The following is a 22719-nucleotide window of genomic DNA, read 5'->3' as shown; positions in this document are numbered from 1 at the left end:
CGGACTGGAACGGCGCCACCCGTCGTGCAGCGGGGCAAGCCTGACGTACACCAACGCCCTCGGACCCAACGGCGTGACGGCGGGTTCGGCGTGGAAGTACACGCCGGCCCGCGGGGCCGGGGGGGGGGAACATCTCCCCGTCCAAGGGACGCTACGAGTTCCCCGGTCCGGCCGTCGACCCGCGCAGGGAAGGCCGAGAAGAGGACAGTCCGGACGCCCGCGTCGGACGTCTCACCGAGGGCCCGCTCGCTGTTCGCCCTGCGCGGCCCCTTCCGTCGGCGGCTGACGCGCTGTGTCGGTGAGTTCGCCGGGGGGGACGGTCCGCCTGGGTGACGGGGTCTGCATCCCGGCGGCCCGTAGCCGAGCCGAGCAGGCCGCCCGCGACACCGCGAGCGGCCTGCTCTTCGGACACCCGCGGCCAGCGCCGCGAGGAAGACGATGATCCCCCAGCCGGCGTCCTTCCAGACGGCCTGCGCGGTGACCAGGTACTTGAAGAGGTCCGCGTTGATCATCAGGTCGAAGCCGCTCCAGCCGTGGTTCTCCAGGGTATGAGCGATGATGCCGGCGCCGCCGAAGATCTGCTGGAACACGGTGACCACGAGGACCCATGAGAAGAAGTGCGGCAGATACATGATCGCCTGCGCCACGGCCCGCACCCGGGGCCGGATCACGCTGTTGATGAGCAGCGCGAGGGCGATGGGGACCGGGAAGAACAGCACCAGCTGGAGCACGAACAGCACGATCGTGTTCTTCGCCGCGCTCCAGAACAACGGGTCGTCCATCATCCGCGAGAACTGCTCCACACCCACCCAGGGACTGTGGAACATCGCCGTGACGCCGTTGTCCGCGGCGTACGGGTCGTAGTCCTGGAAGGCGACGACGTTGCCGAGCAGCGGGACGTAGTTGAAGAGCAGGAGCAGGATGATGACGGGCAACGTCATCAGGATGAGCGCGCGGTCGCGGCGCCACCGGACCCGGAAGGGAACCTTGCCCGCCTTGCCGGCCCTGCGCGGGCGCACTCTCCTTCACGGTGGCTGTGGTGACCGCGGCCGTCGGTTCCTCGACCGCCGCCGGGGGGGTGACGTGTCCCGTCGGGCCTGCTCCCGGCCGTGAGAGACATCAGTTGCCGCTGCCGTTCTTGTCGATGAGCTGCTTGTACCAGTCGCGCAGCTTGTCGCCGCCGGAGGACTTCCAGGTGGAGATGGCCTGCTGGACGTCGGACAGCTTCTTGTTGCCCCGCACGAAGTCGATCTCCAGCTGCTCGAACTGGCTGGCGAGGGTTGCGTAGCGGCTCGGCTCGACGATGTTCATGCCGAACGTGGACGTCTTCTTCACGAAGGGACCCTGCCGCGCCGACCTGACGGCCGGTCGGGCGGGCTGGAACTCGTTGAGCGGCGCGCCACCCGTTTCGTGGACGAGCCGGCCCCGTCCTTCGAGACCCGCCGACCCCAACAGGTGCCCCGTGAGGTGCGGCACGGAGCCGGCCCACATCGGCGAACGCACTGCGGCTGCTGTCGAGCGGGGACGCGCAGGCCCCCACGTCTCGGCCGCTCCGGCACCCGGCACCCGGCACCCCGAACGCACCAGCCGGAGCGCCGTGGAGCGGGGGCCGAACTAGGCTGGAAGCAGCCGCTGGAAACCAGCCCTGACGGGCACGGCTGTCCGGACGGAGGCGTGGTGCGTGGAGATGGCCGACAAGCAGGATGCCCCCACTGCCGCTGTCGTGGTGGACCCGGACGGCATGGTGAGCGGCTGGAGCGAGGGGGGCCGACTGCTGCTGGGCTGGACGGCGGAGGACACCGTCGGGCGCCCCGTGACCGACCTGCTGGTCGATCCCCCGCCACCCGGCTTCCCTGAGGGCTACGGCGCCGGCCCCGACCCCTCGGGGTTCATCCCCCTGCGCCACCGGGACGGTTCCACGGTGGACGCCGTGGTGACGGCTCACCCGCTGCTCGGCGCCGACGGGCGGGCGCTGGGCCACGTGGTGACCATCCAGCGTTGGGGACGCCGTCCGGTGATCGCCGACCGGGCCTTCGAGCAGTCTCCCTTCGCTCTGGGCGTTTACGACCCCGACCTGCGGTTCCTGTGGATCAACGCCTCCTCGTGCCGGGTGATCGCGCACTCCGAGGAGCAGGTGCTCGGCAAGAAGTACCGCGAGGTGCTTCCCGAATTCGACCGCACGTTGTTTCCCGAACGGGACGACAAGCCCTACACCGACGCGCTCGCCCAAGTGGCGAGGACGGGCGAGCCCACGCGTCTGATCACCGTCTTCCGCCCGCGCGGCAGCGACTACGCCAACGCCTGGGCCACCAGCATCTGGCCCGTCCGGGATGCCGAGGGCAGGGTACGCGGGATCGCCAACTGGGGATTCGACATGAGCGCCGAGTACTGGGCTCGGCAACGCCTGCTCATCCTCAACCAGGCCAGCGGCGGCATCGGCCGGACACTCGACGTGATCGGCACCGCCCAGGAACTGGCCATGACCCCGGTGCCGAGATTCGTCGACCTCGTCAGCGTGGATCTCTTCGATGAGGTACTGCACGGAGAGGAACCGCCCTCCGTGTCCGCGTTCTCGCCCGGCGAGACGATCAGGCTCAGCCGTGCCGCCCAGCACAGCGCGAAGGACGGCGCCGACCGGGCTCCCGGACCCACGAAGCCCGTCACGCACCGACCCGGTTCCGTCGCCGCCCGCTGCATGGCCACCGGCAGGTCCACAGTCGAGCTCGCCGCTGACCCCGGCCAGGGCGGCGAGTGGGCCTTCGGGCCTGGGCTCGCCGCCGACCCGGCCCATTGGCCACCGGGCAACCCGGTGATCGACGAGTCCATCGCCGCGGACGGGCTGACGGGCCGGATCACCGTGCCGCTCCGGGCGCGCGGCGCGCTGCTCGGCGTCGTCACCTTCTCCCGCCTCGACCGGCCCGAGGCCTTCACCGCCGACGACCTGATCCTCGCCGAGGAGCTGACCGCCAAGGCAGCCGTCGCCATCGACAACGCCCGCCGGTACTCGCGCGAGCGCTCGACCGCGCTGACCCTGCAACGCAGCCTGCTGCCACAGGGACTGCCGATCCAGGAGGCGGTCGAAGTGGCCTCCCGCTACCTGCCCGGCGGGACCGAGGCGGAAGTGGGCGGTGACTGGTTCGACGTCATTCCGCTGTCAGGCGCCCGGGTCGCCCTGGTCGTCGGCGATGTCGTCGGTCACGGACTGCACGCCTCGGCCAGCATGGGCCGGCTGCGTACGGCGGTCCGCACCCTCGCCGATGTCGACCTGCCGCCGGACGAGCTGCTGACCCACCTGGACGACCTGGTTCTCCACCTCGCCAGCGACCTCCAGCCCGACAGCCACTTCCAGCCCAGCGGCGAGTCCGGCGCCACCTGCCTGTACACCGTCTACGACCCTGTCTCCCGGCGCTTCACGCTGGCGAGCGCCGGCCATCCGCTGCCGCTGATCGTCTCTCCGGACGGCACCAGGACACCCGTAGCCGCACAGCCGGGACCGCCGCTCGGCATCGGTGGGCTGCCTTTCGAGGCCACCGAGCTCGAGCTGCCCGAAGGTAGCCTGCTCGCCCTCTACACCGACGGGCTGGTGGGAAGCCGCGAGCACGACGTCGACCAGCGGATCACCGAACTGCAGCGGGTCCTGGAACACTCGGCCACCTCACTGGAGGCCCTGTGCGACTCGGTGATGGACGTCATGCTCCCCGAACGCCGCACCGACGACGCCGCCCTGCTGCTCGCTCGCACTCACGCGCTGGATCCCCACCACGTCGCCGACTGGGACATCGAGCCCGACCCCGCGCAGGTACCGCGCGCCAGGAAGTTCGCCGTCGACCAGGTCGACGCCTGGGGCCTGGAGGAGGCGGCCTTCGTCACCGAACTGGTCGTCAGTGAGCTGGTCACCAACGCCATCAGATACGGCGAGCCGCCGCTCAGGCTGCGGCTGATTCGCGATACGTCCCTGATCTGCGAGGTCTCCGACGCCAGCAACACCGCTCCGCACCTGCGCCGGGCCCGCGCCTTCGACGAGGGCGGCCGCGGCCTGTTGCTCGTCGCCCAGCTCACCCAAGGGTGGGGCACCCGGCACACCACCAACGGCAAGACGATCTGGTGCGCGCAGACCCTCCCCCAGTCTGAGCCGCACTGAGATCCAAGCCCACGGACGGTCGCCGGCCGCGCGGCGGGGCACGCAACGGCACCGCACCTAGGGTGCGGGAGCCCGCCGCCTCGCGAGGGCCGGCACCACATCCGGGCGACGAGGCCTGGTCGCTGCATGGGTGGTACGGCGTTCGCCGTCCCGGACGCCCGGAGCACGAGCGGGGTGAAGCGCGCTCGGCTCAGTACCGCGGAGCAGCCCCGAGTTGGCGCCGTCGCGGATCTCGATCGCGCTGCCACCATGCGTATCGGCGGTGCCCGCACGTGCCCTCCCCGGTGGACGGAAAATGACCAGCACTGGACGATTTTCAGCCCACGACTGAGCCGGACAGGACACGTACGTTCGTCGCATGTCAACCAGCAAGCAACTCCTGACGTCGGTTCAGGTGGCGCGACCCAGAGACCGAGTCGCACAGCACCAAACCAGCACGGGAGTCAGCAGGCCACCGTCGAATCACCCTCAACTGCGCTTCCCGGACAGCATCAATTTCGCACTCTCCTGACCTCTCAGCCGCCGCGCCGCGAGCAGGCATGGTGGCCCCACGCATAACCTCAGCCCGAACTATGTTGCCCCACCACATGTGCGCCTGACCTGCACGTTTCTACGGTGTGCCAACACGTACCCGTCCCCACCGCACACGAGGAAGTGGCGCACATGGCCTCCGGAACCACCGCTCCCCCACCAACCGCAAACCTCCGTCGCATCGTCGCCGCAAGCCTCATCGGCACCACCATCGAGTAGTACGACAACTCATTCGATCGGGGCTAGGGCCTGCGGTTTTCCATGATTCCGGCCCTCGAAGTCAGTACGGAACCAGCACGGGGTTGGCGGCGTGCTGACTCGGTGCTGGCGGCCTGCATCGCAGCACGCTCCATTGGCCCGGTCGGCATCCGCGCATGGTTGCTCAGTGTCACCAACGGCTTGAGCTGACAGTGATATACCGACACGGTGCCTTCGTCCTCTTGACCTGCCAAGCGGACCGATGATCGTGTGCCCGCCCTGCTGAGGCAACGCAAGCGCCCATGCGCACTTGCGTGCGCCCATGCCTGCGCTCGTACGGTGCCGAGCCATGTCAGCATCTGTGGAAGAGGTACTCGACCGGCTCAGCACAGAGATCTCCGTGCGTACCAATTCGACCGCCGCTCTGGTTACGGACATGGACAAGGCGGCCGCGGCCATCGATCGACAGCGCGCACGGAAGCAGGATGAGAAGGAGCCGAGTTCCCGTAAGCCCGAACTCGGGCCGTTACGAGGCGCCGACCGGCAGGATCTCGTTTCCACCCCCTGGGACTTGCACTCAACGGCAACCATCAGAAGGCCACCAAGCGCACCGCCAAGGCTGACCGCTCAGTATTCAAGCAGCTGGCCAGGGGCAGCGAGCGCGCCGAGCACTTCCACCTTGCCAAGTGGAACACCACGCCGTGCCTCTTGATGTCCACGGAACTACTCGCGCTGGACGAAATCACCGTCAACGCTCTGCAGGCGCCGGGCGAAGGACTGCTGCCCGCGAGGCCAGCCACAGGGCGAGGGAGCGCGGACGCAGTGCTGTCGGAGCGGAACCTCGCGTATGCCGGTGCGGTGAAGGTACCTGCCGACGGCGGCCAGGAACGGATCCAGGACGGATTCGTCGTCCCCCGCAAGGAGCTCGGCTGGTATGGCCAGTTACTCGCGCGCACCGGAGCCGCCGGCCAGCTGGCCTTCGCCGGCGCGGGCACCGAGATCGCCCAGTACCTGACCGAGAAGCAGGGCAACAAGCACTACAAGCAGCAGACGTTCGCCGGTTCGTCCAGCGTCCGGGACGCGCGGCACACCGCACCAAGTACGGAACGATCTCCACGAGATCGGTGGTCGCCTCACGGAAACGCTCCGCGATGGCCGTGATCTCGTGCGGGGCTGGGTGCGCGTACTCGCCGATCACGGCCTCCAAGTCGTCGTACAACTGCTCGTCGATCGCTTCGCGGCGAGCGAGTGCGAGGAGCAGTACGGTCGCGAAGTGATCGATGCGGACGGCTACTTCGGAGAGAACATCGCGGCCACCTACGACGAGTCGACGGCGGACATGTCCCGTCCCGACGTGGTGGGCCCCGCGGTCGACCTATTGGCCGAACTCGCAGGCAGCGGCCCGGCGCTCGAACTCGGCATCGGCACCGGCCGCATCGCGCTGCCGCTGGCCGGCCGCGGTGTGCCGGTGCACGGCATCGACACGTCCCGCGCCATGGTGGACCGGCTGCGCGCCAAGCCCGGCGGCGACGCGATCGACGTGACGATCGGGGACTTCGCGTCGACGCGGGTGGAGAAGAGCTTTTCCGTGGCGTATCCGGTCTTCAACACGATCATGAATCTGACGTCCCAGGACGCCCAGGTCCACTGCTTCCGCAACGTGGCGGCGCACCTGGCGCCGGGCGGCTGCTTCGTCGTCGAGGTCATGGTTCCCGAGCTGCGGAAACTCCCGGCCGGGCAGAACGCCGTACCGTTCCACATCAGCGAGTCGCGCTGGGCGTTCGACACCTACGACGTCGCCACGCAGGCGATGAACTCCAACTACGTCACCATCACCGATGGCCGTGCCGAACACTGGTCCATCCCGTTCCGCTACATCTGGTCCGCCGAGCTGGACCTGATGGCCCGCCTCGCCGGACTCCGGCTGCGCGACCGGTGGCAGGACTGGACGCGCGAGCCGTTCACCAGCGAGAGCGGCAAGCATGTGTCGGTGTGGAAGAAGCCGGTTGGCTGACGCCGGTTCAGGCTCACTGGCTGGTTTCAGGCGCCCTGGTCGGTGCGTGTCAACAGCAGGACCGCCGCTCCGCGACGGCCGTCGACGCCGCCATGGCGACGGCTCCCGCGACCCCGCGCCGCGAGCCTGGTCCCCCACCACCGCTCGGATGAAGCTCGAAGTGCCGCTGCCGGACGTCTTCGCGTGACTTCCCGATGCTGTTCGTGACCGAGACCATCCAGCTCGACGAGGTGGAGAAGGCGTTCGAGCGGATGCACCACGGCTACGTCCCGCGCTCGGTGGTGATGCTCTGAGCGCAAAGCGCGCAACTTCCTTGCCGCATGCCAGATGCGGCGCCCCTATCGTCGGGCGGACCGCCCCTTCTCCTCGACGACACGGGAGTGCCATGACCATTGAGAAACTCCATCGCGGCCAGGTCGTACTGGGTACCGTCGCCGCGGCGGTACTGGGCAGCGCGGGCAATGCCCTGGTGTCGTGGGTGGCGCGGAGCCTCGGCTCGGATCCGCAGGTGATCCAGGGCTTGCAGCCCAAGGGGTACGTGGTGCTCACCACCCTCGGCGTGATCGTGGGCGCCGTCGTGTGGGCACGGATCCGCCGGCGTTCCGAGCGTCCCCGGGCAGTGCTGCGCAAGCTGGTGCCGACCGTGGTCGGGGTGTCCTTCCTCGCCGACGTTCCGGTGTTCTTCCTCGATGGCGCGGACGTGCTCGGCGTGTTCGCGCTCATGGTCATGCACGTGGTGGTCGCGGTGATCGCCGTGCCGATCTTTCGGCGTGTCATGCCCCTGGCGGAGGACCGTACCTCGCCGACCGATGAAGTCCACGCGCCGCTCGGGGCCTGAGCAAGTACGGGCCCTGTTCGGGAAGTTGTGGTGCGGGGCCGCGCTGATGCCCGGCCCCGCCGAGGTGCCCCGCTAGTCCGCGAGGGCGATCTCCGGCCACGTCAGCGATGTCGACCCCCAGGTGAGGCCGCCGCCGAAAGCGGTCAGCAGCACGCGGTGGCCGGCGCGCAGTTCTCCGTCGCGTAGACCGTGGTCGAGGGCCAGCGGGATCGAGGCTGCTGAGGTGTTGCCGACGCGGGCGATGTTGGACACGAAGCGGTCGCGGTCCACCCGCAGTTCCGTGGCGACCGCGTCCAGGATGCGGGCGTTCGCCTGGTGCGCGACGACTCGGTCCACGTCGGACGTCTGCAGCCCGGCGCTCTTCAGCGCGGACTGCGACGAGGCGGCCATCCGGGCGACGGCGTTGGCGAAGACCGCGCGGCCCTCCATCCTGAAGTACTGGTCGCCCGGGTCGGCCGGGGCCGGGGAAGAACGCTGCCGCGATCCGCCCCCGCGAACGGTGATGAGGTCCGCGAGCTCGCCGTGGCTGCCGAGGTCGAACGGGCCCAGCGCGCCCGGCTCTTCGGAATCGCCGGCGCGCAGCAGCACCGCGCCTGCGCCGTCCCCGAAGATCACGGAGGACGTGCGGTCCTCGGGGTCGAGGATCGTGGAGTAGGTGTCCGCGCCGATCACGAGCAGCGACTCGACGAGTCCGGATGCGATGAGACCGGCGCCGACCGCGAGGCCGTAGACGAAGCCGGTGCAGACGGCGGCGAGGTCGAAGGCGGGCACGGTGCCGAGGCCGAGGCGGGAGGCGATCTCGGGTGCCGTCGCGGGGCAGGGCCGGTCGGGGGTGGTGGTGGCCAGCAGTACGGCGCCCGCTCCGGGCACGCCCGCCGAGCGCAGGGCGCGCCGGGCAGCCTCGACGGCGAGATCCGATGTCGCCGTGCCGGGGTCGATCATGTGTCGGGTGGCGACGCCGATGCGGCTGCGGATCCACTCGTCCGTGGTGGCGAGTCTGTGGGTGAGTTCCTCGTTGGTCACTGTCCTCGGCGGGAGCCATGATCCGAGTCCCGCGACTATCGCTGCCGGCATTCTCGTCCTTCCTCACGGGTCGACGTCCAGCGGCGCTGTGGGCAGCGAGCGGCTGGGAGAGATGGAGGCGCAGAGGCGCATGGTGAAAGACGTGCGACGGCCCGCCCGCCGCGCCACAGCGAGCGGGCGGGCACGACCGCCGGTCTTGGAGGAATGAGGTGAGCCGACGGATGCCGTCGGCTCGGGATGAGACCACAGGGCGCGCGAGGCCCCGCGGTGGTTGCGGGTGGGGGGACGGGCTTCGGGTCGTGCTGTGCACGGCCCGGGCGGCGGAACGGATGGGCGCCACTGCTGGGAGTCCACGGACCGAGCGGTGGTACGTGGTGCGGTGGGTGGCGAGTTCGGTGCGGGGACGGGCGTCGGTGTTCCGGGACGGCTCTGGGCGGTGGCCCTGGCCGTCGGCGTCCGGATCCGGCTCGTCCGGGGCGGTCACTTCACATAGTCGGGCGACACCTTCGGCGGCCATTTGCCGACACTCAGGACGCCGAGGCTGTATGCGCGGCTGACGAGGGCGGCGCGGTTGGGTGCCTTGAGCTTCTTGAGCATGGTGCCAACGTGGTACTCGACGCCCTGCCTGCTGAGGAACAGGCGGGAGGCGAGGCATATCGTGGACTCGCCGCTGGCTATGCCTTCCAGGATGCGGGCGTCGATCTCGCTGAGGATGCGGGTGCGGTCGACGACGACGGCGTTGGCCTGTACGGCCTCCTCCGGGTTCACGACGACGACGAACCCGACGAGCTCGCCGCACGCGGCGTGCACGGCGATGCCCGTGATGTCTCCGGTGAACACGGCCTGCCGGGGCCCTATGCCGGCGAGGTGCTCGACGAAGCGTTCGCGGCGCCCCTCGAGGAGGCGTTGGAACTGTTTGCGCATGGGGGCGTGCACACCGGGGTGCAGCAGGTCGTAGAAGCTGCTGCCGACCAGGGTCTCCCGGTCGCAGCCGAACTGGTCGACGAACTCTTCGTTCGCCTCGACGACGCACATCTGGGGGTCCAGGCTCGCGAGGAGGAGGCCGGACCGGTCCAGGAGCGTTCTGAACACATCCACTTCGGGCACGTTCGTAGCCGTTGCCGGACCAGAGGACTGGTCAATTCCAAGATAGCCAGCGGCGGCAGTCTGCATAGAAGCTGTCCTCACTTGAGCTAAATTTGAGGTAACTGAATCCCAGCTCCTCCCGGAAAGTCGACGCCTCTCCGGGAGGAATTCCGGGAATCCCCCGGGCTTGATCGTAAGGAAATTCTTATCGCAGGGTCAATGAAGCCCTCCCACCATTTGATGACTATCCGTCAGTAACCTGGGACCTTCGTCGACGCATCACACACAGAAGAAACACGGACGAAAGCAGACATTCCACATAAATGAGCAGGTCACCAGACCCATGAGACAGCGCGAGATGTAGGTTCCCGACGATCCCCTCGGCCTTGGACTGTTTGCACACACACCACAGCCCGGCCAAGTACCGAGATCGACAACACACCGGGTGCCAGTTCGCGGGAACCGCATGATCCACGCCACCCGAGGGCGCATCACCGGGCACCGTCGGTCGGATCGACTCGCCCACCACGTGACTTGAGGGACGCCTCGACACCCCTCCGGCTGCCGCCAGGGCCCTTACGCCGCGCGGCGGACCCCGGGATCCCTGCACCGACAGGCCCTTTTCCGCCAAGATCCACCTTGGGTTTCACGGCCCATTTCCGCTCTATTGCAGCTCCGTTACCGCGTGAACCCTCTCGCATCACCACCGGTGCCGGAAGTTTACAATTCGGCGGGCTGGAGCGGCGCCGACCGACAGGGAACGGACAGAAAGCGCCTATGACGTGCGCACCTGCAGGCACCCACTGCAACCCAAGTTATTTACCAAGCCTTGGTGAACCGGCACCCCTGGGCCGCGAAGATTATTACGGAACTCTTCACAAGCCCTTCCCATCCTCCAGAAATAGCCCGACTCATTCGAGCCACTTTCCCGCACGAACAACAGAGGCGCGCCGAAACCGCACACCACCCCACCTCACAAGGTGACGCGCGTCAATGTGAGTGCCCTAGGCAACCATTAATCCGGATCCGCCTCGACGAGCCGGTCACCGGTGCCCTCGGTGTCGGGCCGAGCGCTCCAAGCACGCCGGAACGAGCCGGTACAGCCCGGGCCCTCCGGACACGAACGCCAGCCCGAAGCGGGTGAGGAAGTCGATGAACTCGTCGTCGACGAACTCGTCCTGCACGAGTTCGATCTCCCCGGCCGCCCTCGGCTCGATGGCCGCCGCGACCGCGTTGGCGGTCTTGTCGTAGATGACGACGTCCGGCAGATCGTCGGCGAAGTACCCCCGCGCGAAGGCGGCCGGCGAACTGCTGTCGTCGAGGAACCCCACGACGTCCCAACCGTCTTCCGTCGCCCCCGAAATGGCCAGCCGCGCGGCCAGCTCGGACCCGGTCGCCCAGGTGACCCGGTGGCCGCGCCGGACGAGTTCCTCGATCAGTGCCAACATGGGCAGTTCCTGCCCGTGCTCGGGGTCGCTGAAGACGGCGACGTGCCGTCGCTCCCCGAACGCCTCCTGAGTCATGACGCCCCCAACCACCTCTCGGCGGGCGATGGCCGCCCCCCACGTCCTGTCGCCAAGCGTAGCTCCGACGACACGAAAGTCTCACTCCACCTGTTCGGCCACTCGGAACCCGCGCCGGGTCTTGCGTCCCAGGTGGCCGGCGGCCACCAACTGCCGCAGCGGCTCGGCCGGGGCGCCCTGCGACCCGCTGAGCATCTCCATGATCGCGAGCGACACGTCGAGTCCGATCGTGTCGAGCAGGGTGAACGGCCCCATCGGGTACGGGTACGCCGTGCTGACCGCGGCGTCGATCTCGGCCACGGTGACATCGGTGCGGGCGAGCAGGCGCACGGCGTCGTTGAGGTACGGGAACAACAGGAAGTTCACGATGAACCCGGTACGGTCCGTGCAGTCGACGGCCGTCTTGCGCAGCCGTGCCACCAGCGCGTGTGCCGTGGCGTGCACATCGGGGTCGGTGTGGCGGGTGCGCACCACTTCGACCAGCCGCATCACGGGTGCCGGGTTGAAGAAGTGCAGGCCGATCACATCGCGGGGCCGGCCGGTGTGCTCGGCGATCTCGGTGACGGACAGGCTGGAGGTGGTGGTGGCGATGACGGCGCCCGGTGGGAGGTGTGCGTCGATCGCGCGCAGCACCGCGGGTTTGACGGCCATGTCCTCGGCGACGGCTTCGACGACCAGGCCGGCGTCCGCGAGGCCCTCGTAGTCCGTTCCCGTGGTGAGCCGGGCGAGGATGTCCAGCCGGTCCTGCTCGGTGATGCGGCCCTTCCTGACGGACCGGGCGAGTGAGGCGGCGACGGCGTTCCGGGCGGCCTCGGCCTTGTCCGCGGTGCGGGCGACGAGAGTGGTGGGGATGCCCGCGACGGCCAGGACCTCGGCGATACCGCGCGCCATGGTGCCGGAGCCGGCCACACCGGCCCGGGTGATCGCGCGGGGCGTTCCGGTGACGGCGGTGACACGGCCGGTCCGCACCCGGGCACCGGCATCGTCGTACCGGTGGAACCCGTGCCCGGTCTTGCGTCCCAGGCGTCCCTCGGCCACCAGCCGGTCGAGCAGCGCGGCGGGCTTGACGCCCAGGGCCGTGAGGGAGGCGTGGACGGTGTCGAGACCGATCAGATCGAGCATCTCGAACGGGCCCTGCCCGAGGCCGCAGCCGAGTCTCATGGCGGTGTCGATGTCCTCGACGTCGGCATAGCCCTCGGCGGCAAGGTCGACGGTCCGGTTCAGCCATGTGTGGACCAGCGCGGCGGCCACCTCGCTCGGCCGGCGGCCGAGGGGGACCACCTCCGTGTCCGCGAGAGCGGCCACGCTGCGCGCCAGTTCGGACGTCCGCCGTGCCGCCATGGCGGTCTCGACGAGCACGGCGTTGCCGCCCTCGGGCGGCGGGAGGAAGTAGCGCAGGCCGACGACGCGGTCCGGAGCCCCCGAGGCGATCGCGAGCTCGGACACCGACAGCGTGGACGTGGTGGTGAGCAGGACCGTGCCGGGCTCGACCAGCTCGACCAGCCCACGCAGCACGGCTTCCTTGGCGGCCCGGTCCTCCGGTACGGCCTCGATCACCACGTCGGCGCGCTTGAGGTCGGCCGGTTCGGTGCCGAGGGTGAGCAGTGGCCTGTCGCCGAGCGTGAGCAGCGGCCCGTCCAGTCGGTCACCGACCCGGGCCACCACGACCGGGTCGTGGTCGACGCCGATCACCTCCGTGCCGTTGCCGAGCAACGCGCGGGCCAGCCCCTCGCCCAGCGAGCCGAGCCCCACTATCCCGATCACGAGCTCCGTCATGGCGTCGTACTCCTTACTTGATGGGGTCTTTGGGACCAATGGGCCCTTTGAGACCCGGGCCGGCCGGTCGGCCGACCCGGCTCTGTGCCGGCTACAGCCCCAACTCGGAGTCGAGCAGGGCGAACATCTCGTCGTCGGACGCCGTCTCCAGGTCGATCCCGCCGTCGCCCGTGTCTGCCTTGCGCAGCTCCGCCCACTTGGTGCGCAGCACCTCCAGGCGGCCGGCGACCTGCTGGTGGAACCGTTCGTCGAGGGCGCCCGTGGCGTCGGCGAACGCCTTCTCGATCCGGTCGAGTTCGGCGAGCAGGGCCGGTGTTCCCTGGGCGGGTTCGCCGATGTTCAGCTCGGAGCGGAGCAGCTCGACCAGGTCGTTCGGGGTCGGGTGGTCGAACACCAGCGTGGCGGGCAGGCGCAGACCGGTGACCGTGCCGAGGCGGTTGCGCAGCTCGACGGCGGTGAGGGAGTCGAAGCCCAGCTCCTGGAACTGGCGCTCGGGTTCGATCTCCTCACCGGCGCCGTGGCCGAGCACTTCGGCGACCTGACCCCGGACGACCTCCAGCAGCATCGCCGTGCGCTCGTCCTGCGTGAGCCCCGCCATCCGGCGCACCAGAGAGTCGGCGGTCTCCTGTCCGACGACGGCCCGCTTGGACTTCGTCCGGACGAGACCGCGCAGCAGTGGCGCCGGCTCGCCCAGGTCCCGCAGCACCGCCAGGTCCAGGCGGACCGGCAGCAGGACCGGCAGCCCGGTGCCGAGCGCCGCGTCGAAGAGGCGTACGCCCTGCTCCTCGGTGAGCGCGGGCAGGCCGCCGCGGGCCATGCGTGCCGCGTCCTGTGCGGTGAGCATGCCGGTGTCCCAGGCACCCCAGGCCAGCGAGACGGCGGGCAGTCCTTCGGCCCGGCGGCGGGCGGCGAGGGCGTCGAGGAACGCGTTGCCCGCCGCGTAGTTCGCCTGCCCCGGGTTGCCGAGCGTCCCGGCGACCGAGGAGAACAGCACGAAGTGGTCCAGGTCGTGGGCGAGTTCGTGCAGGAACCAGGCCGCGTCGGCCTTCGGCTGGAGCACCGGGGCGATGCGGTCCAGCGTCAGCTGTTCGACCGTGGCGTCGTCGAGGACACCGGCGGCGTGCACGACCGACCTGACCGGGTGCCGGTCGAGCAGGGCCCTCAGATCATCCCGGTCGGCGATGTCGCAGGCGACCACCGACACGGTCGCGCCGGCCGCCTCCAGTTCACTCACGTCCGCCTCGCCCTTGCGGCTGACCAGCACCAGTTCGGTGACGCCGTGCTGGTCCACCAGGTGCCGGGCGATGATCCGGCCGAGCGCGCCGGTGCCGCCGGTGATGAGGACCGGCCCGGCCCAGGCCTGCTCCTCCTGCGGCTGCGGCGCGGGGGCCAGCCGTCCGGCGAGAACCTCCCCGTCGCGGATGACGACCTGCGGTTCCTCGACGGCGACGGCCTGGCGCAGCACGGCGAGCGACGAGCGCCGATCGTCGAGGTCGAGCAGGCCGAAACGCCCGGGGTGTTCGGACTGCGCCACGCGCACCATGCCCCACACGGCGGCGCCCACCACGTCCGGGACATCACCGTCCACTGCGGCGATGGCACCCCGCGTGACGAACACCAGCCGTCCGGGCCGTTCGGCGGTCAGCCACTCCTGGATGTTCACCAGTGCGTCGGACACCGCCGCGTGCGCCGAGTCCACGACGTCCTCGGAGACGGCGACGACCTCGACCAGCACCACGCCCGCGTCCGCGGCGGCGATGTCCGGGTGGACCCGGCCGCCGACGAAGCTGTCCGCAAGGCCGAAGGCGTCCTCACCGGCGACCGCGACCGGCTCGTCGAAGGCGCTGTTCGCCGCGATGGGCGTCCAGTTCAGGGTGAACAGCGAGTCGCGCCCGACGCCGGAACCCGCCAGCTGCTGCGCGGAGACCTCCCGCACCACCAGGGACTCCACCTGGGCGACCGGGGTGCCGGACAGGTCGGCGAGGGCGATCGACATCGCCCCGCTCTCGTCGCGCTCCATCCTCACCCGTACCGCCGAGGCACCGGTGGCCTGCAGCGAGACGCCTTCCCACGAGAAGGGCAGGGCAGCGGATCCGCCGCTCCCGGCACGCTCCTCGCCGCCGAGCAACGCGGTGTGCAGGGCGGCGTCGAGCAGCGCCGGGTGCAGGCCGAACCCGCCGGCTTCCGTGCCCTCGGGCAGGGCGACCTCGGCGTACACGGCACCGGCCGCCCGCCACGCCCGCCGCAGCCCCTGGAACGCCGGCCCGTAGCCGAAGCCGACCTCGGCGAACCGGTCGTACGCGCCGTCGAGGTCGATGGCCTCGGCGCCGGCCGGCGGCCACTCGGCGGTGCCGGACCCGAGGTCGGACGCGGGGTCCGACGGGGCGGGCCGACCGCCCGTGGTGAGGAGGCCGGTGGCGTTCTCGGTCCAGGGCAGGTCCGTGTCCTCGGGCCGCGAGTAGACCGTCACGGTACGTCGACCGTCGTCGTCGGCAGTGCCGACGGACACCTGCACCTGGACACCGCCCTGTTCGGGCAGGACCAGCGGCGCGGCCATCGTCAGCTCCTCCACGGTGTCGCAGCCCAGCTCGTCACCGGCCCGCAGCGCCAGCTCGACCAGCGCGGCACCGGGCACCAGGGCCCGGCCCATGATCACGTGGTCGGCGAGCCAGTGGTGCGTACGCAGCGAGAGCCTGCTCGTGAACAAGTGGCCTGCGGAACCGGCGAGTTCGACGGCCGCACCGAGCAGCGGGTGTACGACACCGCGCAGACCGGCGGCCCGGACGTCGCCCGCGCCTTCGGCGACCTTGGGCCAGTAGCTCTGCCGCCGGAAGGCGTAGGTGGGCAGGTCGATGAGCCTTCCGCCCGGGTAGAAGGACGTCCAGTCGACGTCGGCACCACCGACGTGCAGCCGCGCCAGGGCGGTCAGCGCCGCGGTCTCCTCCGGCTTGTCCTTGCGCAGGACCGGGATCGCGACCGCGTCGGCCGCGTCCTGGGCGACCATCGCGGACAGCACACCGTCCGGGCCGATCTCCAGGAAGGCCACGTCACCCAGTGCCCGGACGTTGTCGTGGAAGCGGACGGCGTCGCGCACGTGCCGCACCCAGTACTCGGGGTCGGTCACATCGCCCGACGTGCTGAACGGGATGCCCGGGGCCTCGAAGTTGATGTCCTCGACCACCTCGCGGAAGTCGTCGAGCATCGGGTCCATCAGCGGGGAGTGGAAGGCGTGGGACACACGCAGCCGCTTGAACTTCCAACGCCCGGCGATCTCCAGCACCTCGGCCTCGTCGCCCGCGATGACCACGGAGGCCGGGCCGTTGACGGCGGCGATGGAGACCTTGTCGGTCAGGTGCGGCAGCACCTCCTCCTCGGAGGCCACCACCGAGACCATCGCACCACCAGCAGGCAGCTCCTGCATCAGACTCGACCGCGCCGTGACGAGGAGGCACGCGTCCTCCAGGCTCAACACACCCGCGACATGCGCCGCCGCGATCTCGCCGATGGAGTGACCGGCCAGGTGATCGGGCCTCACGCCCCACGACTCCACCAGCCGGTACAGGGCCACTTGCAGCGCGAACAGAGCGGGCTGCGTGTAACCGGTCTGGTTCAGCAGCTCCTCGTCCTCGCCCCACATCACCTCGCGAAGCGCCGGGTCGAGATGGACGAGTACGGCGTCGAAGGCCTCCGCGAACACCGGGAACCGGTCGTACAACTCCCGCCCCATCCCCAGCCGTTGCGAACCCTGCCCCGAGAACAGGAAGGCGAGGGGTTTGCGGGCCGCCACGCCCCGGGCGAGTTCCACACCGTCGAGCAGGACTGCGCGGTGGCTGAACCTCGATCGGGCGGTGAGCAGCGAGTGGCCGATGTCGATCGGGTCGCCGTCGAGTTCCCGGACCCGCTCGATCTGGCCCGACAGCGCTGCCTCGGTCTTCGCGGACACCAGCCACGGGACGCCTCGCACGGGCTCGATGTCCGGGGCGGCCGGGGAGTCCACCGCGGGTCCCCGCTCCAGGATGACGTGCGCGTTGGTGCCGCTGATGCCGAAGGAGGACACGGCCGCGCGCCGGGGGCGGTCGACCTCGGGCCACTCGGTGGTGTCGGTGAGCAGGTCGACGGCGCCTTCCGTCCAGTCCACGTGCGACGAGGGCGTGTCCGCGTGCAGTGTCCTGGGCAGGATGCCGTGCTGCATCGCCTGCACCATCTTGATCACTCCGGCGACGCCGGCGGCGGCCTGGGTGTGACCGATGTTCGACTTGATGGCACCGAGCTTGAGCGGTACGTCGCGGTCCTGGCCGTAGGTCGCCATCAGGGCCTGCGCCTCGATGGGGTCTCCCAGTGTCGTTCCGGTGCCGTGGGCCTCGACGGCATCCACGTCCGCGGTGGACAGACCGGCGCTCGCGAGCGCCTGCCGGATCACCCGCTGCTGCGACGGACCGTTCGGCGCCGTGAGCCCGTTGGACGCACCGTCCTGGTTCACGGCAGAACCCTTCACCACGGCCAGGATCCGGTGACCGTTGCGCACGGCATCCGACTGCCGTTCCAGTACGACGACACCGGCGCCCTCGGCCCAGCCCACGCCGTCCGCGCCGTCGCCGAACGCCTTGCAGCGGCCGTCCTCGGACAACCCGCGCTGTCGGGAGAACCCGACGAACGAGCCCGGCGTGGACATCACCGTGACACCTCCGGCGAGGGCGAGGGTGCACTCCCCGGAGCGCAGCGCCTGCATCGCCCAGTGCATCGCGACCAGCGACGACGAGCACGCCGTGTCCACGGACACCGACGGGCCCTCCAGCCCGAGCACATACGAGACACGGCCGGACACCACGCTCGGCGAGGCGCCGGTGCTGCCGTAGCCCTCGGTGTCGGCGCCGCCGATCAGCTGCGTGTAGTCGTTGTACATGACACCGGCGAACACACCGGTCCGGCTTCCCCGCAGGGACACCGGGTCGACGCCCGTGCGCTCCAGGGCCTCCCACGCCGTCTCCAGCAGCAACCGCTGCTGGGCGTCGGTCGACAGTGCCTCGCGCGGGGACATCCCGAAGAACTCGGCGTCGAACTGGTCGGCGTCGTGCAGGAAGCCGCCGGAGCGGGTGTACGACGTGCCGGGGTGGTCGGGGTCGGGGTGGAACAGGGTGTCCAGGTCCCAGCCTCGGTTCGTCGGGAACGGCGTGATGGCATCCGTGCCGTCGAGCACCAGCTGCCACAGCTCTTCGGGGGTCGTGACCCCGCCGGGGTAGCGGCAGGCCATGCCGACGATGACGATCGGGTCGTCGGACAGGGCCGCCGTGGACACGGCGGGCAGGTTGTCCGCCGGGGCCTGAGCGCCGAGGAGTTCGTCCTTGACGTAGGCAGCGAGCTGGTGGGCGGACGGGTAGTCGAAGACCACGGTGGCGGGCAGCTTCAGTCCGGTGACCGCGGTGAGGCGGTTGCGCAGCTCGACCGCGGTGAGCGAGTCGAAGCCCAGTTCCTGGAAGGCGCGCTCCGGGTCGACGGCGGCGGTGGTGTCGTAGCCGAGGACCGCGGCGACCTCGCCGCGCACCAGGTCCACGAGCGCCGCGGTGCGGCCCGCCTCGTCGAGGGCGGACAGCCGCTGGACGAGACCGGATGCGGTCTCCGCCCCGGCGATCCTGCGGCGCGACTTGACGCGGATCAGGCCGCGCAGCAACGGTCGTACGGTTCCCTGGGCCTTGAGGGCCGCGAGGTCGAGTTCGACCGGGAGCACGGCCGCCGCGTCGCTGCCCACGGCGGCGTCGAACAGTTCCACGCCGTGGTCCGCGCTGATGGCGGGCATGCCCGAGCGGGCCATGCGCTCGGCGTCGTCCTGAGCCGGCATGCCGGTCTCCCACGCACCCCAGGCAAGGGACACCGCGGGCAGCCCTTCCGCCCTGCGCCGGACGGCGAGGGCATCGAGGAAGGCGTTGCCCGCCGCGTAGTTGCCCTGTCCGGCGTTGCCGAAGACACCGGCGGCACTGGAGAACAACACGAACTGCGCGACATCACCGAGGAGTTCGTGCAGGTTCCAGGCGGCGTCGGCCTTCGGTCGGAGCACGCTGTGGAGACGCTCCGGGGTCAGCGAGGCGACCACACCGTCATCGAGCACACCCGCGGCGTGGACGACGGAGCGGACCGGGTGCCGGTCCAGGAGCTCGGCGAGCGCGTCCCGATCGGCGATGTCGCAGGCGACCACCGACACCGTCGCCCCGGCCGCCTCCAGCTCCGTCACGTCGGCCTGGCCGGTGCGGCTGGCCAGGACGAGCTCCGTCACACCGTGCCGCTCGACCAGGTGCCGGGCAATGATCCGGCCGAGGCCACCGGTACCGCCCGTGATGAGCACAGGACTCTCCCAGACGGCCGCCTCCTGGGCGACGTGCGCCCGGGCCAGACGGGCGGCGAGTACCTTGCCGTCGCGGATCACCACTTGCGGCTCGTCGAGGTCGAGCACCGCGAGCAGCGTCGCGAGCGAGGACTCCTCGGCGTCGAGGTCGATCAGGCCGAAGCGGTCCGGGTGCTCGGACTGCGCCGAGCGGACCAGGCCCCAGGCGGCGGCGCCGGCGAGGTCGTCGCCGTCGACCGCGCCCCGGGTGACGAACACCAGGCGGCCGTCGCGGTCGTCGGCGATCCACTCGTGCAGCAGCCCCAACACCTGGCGGGTGGTGCGGTGCGCGCCGTCCGCGCCGGGCTCGCCGGACAGCGGCACCAGCACGACCGACGTGTCGGCGAGCGCGAGCCGGCCTTCCACCCGGCCGACCGACAGCCCGAGCACGTCGGGGCCGAGAACGCTGACGCTCCGGCCCGCCTCGGCGGGCGGCACGGCGACCGGCGTCCACTCGACGGCGAAGAGCGCGTCCTGGCGGCGGGCACCGGTCTCCTCGTGGGTGACCGCCCGCACCACCAGCGACTCGACCGAGGCGACGGCGTTGCCCGCCGGGTCGGCGAGCGCGATCGACGTTCCGGCGGCATTGCGGGTCAGACGCACCCGCAGCGCGGAGGCGCCGGTCGCGTGGAGGGAGACGTTCTCCCACGCGAACGGGAGCCCGGCGGTGCCGCTCTCGTCGAGCAGCAAGGCGTGCAGGGCCGCGTCGAGCAGGGCCGGGTGCAGTCCGTACGGCGTGACGTTGACGTCGTCGGGCAGCGCCACCTCGGCGTATGTGTCGTCGCCGATCCTCCATGCCGCCTTCAGGCCCCGGAAGGGCCCGCTGTAGGTGAACCCGGCCCCGGCGAACCGGTCGTAGCAGCCCGTCACGTCGAGCGGCTCGGCGCCGGCCGGCGGCCACACGCTCGTGTCGAAGTCGATCCGACGCTCGCCACCGGCGAGCGCACCGGACACGACCTGCGTCCACGGCACGTCCACGGCCTCGGCGGGCCGGGCGTGCACGGTGAAGGTACGACGGCCCGACTCGTCCTCGGCGGACACCCGTGTCTGCAGGGCGAGGCCCCCGGTCTCCGGCAGGATCACCGGCGCGGACAGCGTCAGCTCCTCCAGCCGGTCGAGCCCGAGTTCGTCGCCGGCCCGCACGGCCAGTTCGACGAGGGCCGCACCCGGCACCATGACGCTGCCGTTCACGACGTGGTGGGCCAGCCATGGGTGAGTGCGCAGGGCGAGGCGGCTGGTGAACAGGAAGCCCTCGCCGTCGGCGAGTTCCGCCGAGGCGTTCAGCAGGGGGTGACGGAGGGCCACCAGGCCGATGCCGGACGCGTCGTCACCGCCGATGCGTACGGCGGGCCAGAACGCCTGGTGCTGGAAGGCGTAGGTGGGCAGGTCGATCGGCCTGCCGCCCGGGTAGAAGGACGTCCAGTCGACGTGGGTGCCGTGGACGTGCAGGGTGGCGAGGGCGGTCAGGGCCGCGGTCGGCTCCGGCTTGTCCTTGCGGAGTACCGGGATGCTCACTGCTTCAGGTGCGTCCTGGGCGACCATCGCGGACAGCACGCCGTCCGGGCCGATCTCCAGGAAGGTCGCGTCGGCGAGAGCCTGGACGTTGTCGTGGAAGCGGACCGCGTCCCGGACGTGGTTCACCCAGTACTCGGGGTCGGTCACATCGCCGGACGTGGTGAAGGGGATCTGCGGTTCACGGAACTCGATCTCGCCGATCGCCTCCCGGAAGTCCTCCAGCATCGGGTCCATCAGCGGCGAGTGGAAGGCATGCGACACCCGCAGCCGCTTCGACTTCCAACGCCCGGCGATCTCAAGGACCTCGGCCTCGTCACCGGAGATCACCACGGACGCCGGGCCGTTGACTGCGGCGATGGAGACGTTGTCGGTCAGATGCGGCAGCACTTCGGCCTCGGAGGCCATGACCGAGACCATCGCGCCACCGGCGGGCAGTTCCTGCATCAAGCTGGAACGGGCCGTGACCAACAGGCACGCGTCCTCCAGGCTCAGCACGCCCGCGACGTGCGCCGCGGCGATCTCGCCGATGGAGTGACCGGCCAGGTGATCGGGCCTCACACCCCACGACTCCACCAACCGGTACAGCGCCACCTGAAGCCCGAACAGAGCGGGCTGGGTGTAACCGGTCTGGTTCAGCAGCCCCTCGTCCTCACCCCACACCACCTCACGCAGCGCAGGGTCGAGGTACATCAGGGCGTCGTCGAACGCCTCCGCGAACACCGGGAAGCGGTCGTACAACTCCCGCCCCATACCGAGCCGCTGCGAACCCTGACCGGAGAAGAGCAGGGCGAGGGGGCGACCGGAGCGGGCCCGGCCCCGGGCCAGTTCGATGCCGTCCAGCAGCACCGCACGGTGGTCGAAGAGCGTACGGCTCGTGAGAAGCGAGTGGCCGATGTCGACGGGGTCGCCGTCGAGTTCCCGGACCCGGTCGATCTGGCCCGACAGAGACGCCTCGGTCTTCGCAGACACCAGCCACGGCACGTCGGAGGTGGGGGCCTCGACAGCCGTTGCCGGTGCGACGGGTGCTTGTGCGACCGGCTGCTCCAGGATGACGTGCGCGTTCGTGCCGCTGAGGCCGAACGACGAGACGCCGGCCCGGCGCGGGCGCCCGACGGTCGGCCAGCCCGTCGGTTCGCCGATCAGCTCGACGGCGCCCTCGCTCCAGTCGACGTGTGCCGACGGCTCGGTGACGTGCAGCGTCGGCGGGAGCACGCCGTGCTCCAGCGCCTTGACCATCTTGATGACACCCGCGACGCCCGCGGCCGCCTGGGCGTGGCCGATGTTGGACTTCACCGACCCCAGGTAGAGCGGTACGTCGCGGTCCTGACCGTAGGTCGCCATCAGGGCCTGCGCCTCGATGGGGTCGCCGAGCGTCGTACCGGTGCCGTGCGCCTCGACGGCATCCACGTCGGCGGTGGACAGGCCTGCGGATGCGAGTGCCTGCCGGATGACGCGCTGCTGCGACGGACCGTTCGGCGCCGTAAGCCCGTTGGAGGCACCGTCCTGGTTGACCGCCGAGCCCTTGACGACGGCCAGGATCCGGTGGCCGTTGCGGAGGGCGTCGGACTCGCGCTCCAGCACCAGCAGGCCGACGCCCTCCGACCAGCCGACGCCGTCGGCACTGTCCGAGAACGCCTTGCAGCGGCCGTCCTGCGCGAGCCCGCGTTGCCGGGAGAAGCCGACGAAGGCGCCCGGTGT

Annotated in this window: 9 protein-coding genes and 3 pseudogenes (1 of these 12 cut by a window edge); 5 read left to right on the top strand and 7 right to left on the bottom strand. The window is 70.5% G+C overall.

Annotated elements, in window-relative coordinates:
- Positions 1-413: 413 nt before the first annotated feature.
- Both ABD932_RS18405 and ABD932_RS18400 read right to left on the bottom strand, forming a co-directional pair.
- Positions 414-1120 (bottom strand): annotated as a pseudogene (locus ABD932_RS18405) (sugar ABC transporter permease); the annotation flags it as partial.
- Positions 1120-1350 (bottom strand): annotated as a pseudogene (locus ABD932_RS18400) (Tat pathway signal sequence domain protein); the annotation flags it as partial. The pseudogenes ABD932_RS18405 and ABD932_RS18400, both read right to left, overlap by 1 nt.
- Positions 1351-1687: 337 nt before the next feature.
- On the opposite strand from ABD932_RS18400, the gene ABD932_RS18395 reads away from it, so the two are divergent.
- The 5 genes and pseudogenes from ABD932_RS18395 (at position 1688) to ABD932_RS18380 (ending at position 7722) form a co-directional block, all read left to right on the top strand.
- Entirely contained in the window at positions 1688-4141 is a 2454-nt protein-coding gene (locus ABD932_RS18395) for a SpoIIE family protein phosphatase (protein ID WP_345013979.1), read from the top strand.
- Between the two features lie 1587 nt (positions 4142-5728).
- Entirely contained in the window at positions 5729-6031 is a 303-nt protein-coding gene (locus ABD932_RS18390; RefSeq protein ID WP_345013977.1) for a hypothetical protein, read from the top strand.
- A 112-nt stretch (positions 6032-6143) separates the two neighbouring features.
- The gene (locus ABD932_RS18385; RefSeq protein WP_345014467.1) at positions 6144-6884 is read left to right on the top strand and encodes a class I SAM-dependent DNA methyltransferase; all 741 of its coding nucleotides are present in this window, start codon (positions 6144-6146) and stop codon (positions 6882-6884) included.
- A 179-nt stretch (positions 6885-7063) separates the two neighbouring features.
- Positions 7064-7177, top strand: a pseudogene (locus ABD932_RS44000) (S-(hydroxymethyl)mycothiol dehydrogenase); the annotation flags it as partial.
- Positions 7178-7269: 92 nt separating this feature from the next.
- Entirely contained in the window at positions 7270-7722 is a 453-nt protein-coding gene (locus ABD932_RS18380; RefSeq protein ID WP_345013975.1) for a DUF6069 family protein, read from the top strand.
- 72 nt (positions 7723-7794) lie between these two features.
- Here ABD932_RS18380 and ABD932_RS18375 read toward each other — a convergent pair whose 3' ends face one another.
- From ABD932_RS18375 to ABD932_RS18355, 5 genes are all read right to left on the bottom strand, one after another.
- Positions 7795-8796, bottom strand: coding sequence for a beta-ketoacyl-ACP synthase III (locus ABD932_RS18375; protein ID WP_345013973.1), 1002 nt, complete (start codon positions 8794-8796; stop codon positions 7795-7797).
- Positions 8797-9225: 429 nt separating this feature from the next.
- The gene (locus tag ABD932_RS18370; protein WP_345013971.1) at positions 9226-9843 is read right to left on the bottom strand and encodes a PAS domain-containing protein; all 618 of its coding nucleotides are present in this window, start codon (positions 9841-9843) and stop codon (positions 9226-9228) included.
- 1031 nt (positions 9844-10874) lie between these two features.
- Entirely contained in the window at positions 10875-11354 is a 480-nt protein-coding gene (locus ABD932_RS18365) for a glycosyltransferase (RefSeq protein ID WP_345013969.1), read from the bottom strand.
- 81 nt (positions 11355-11435) lie between these two features.
- Positions 11436-13130, bottom strand: coding sequence for a 3-hydroxyacyl-CoA dehydrogenase family protein (locus tag ABD932_RS18360; RefSeq protein WP_345013968.1), 1695 nt, complete (start codon positions 13128-13130; stop codon positions 11436-11438).
- 91 nt (positions 13131-13221) lie between these two features.
- Positions 13222-22719: the final stretch of an SDR family NAD(P)-dependent oxidoreductase gene (locus ABD932_RS18355; RefSeq protein ID WP_345013966.1), read on the bottom strand. Its footprint extends 20322 nt past the window's final position; the window shows 9498 of its 29820 coding nt (coding positions 20323-29820); its start codon lies beyond the right edge, outside the window — the gene reads right to left on this strand; it ends in the stop codon at positions 13222-13224.

Origin of the sequence: Streptomyces shaanxiensis, assembly GCF_039537145.1 — a bacterium.
Classification (GTDB): domain Bacteria; phylum Actinomycetota; class Actinomycetes; order Streptomycetales; family Streptomycetaceae; genus Streptomyces; species Streptomyces shaanxiensis.
Note: the sequence above shows the minus strand (reverse complement) of the source record. Positions and strands in the feature narration are given on the sequence as shown.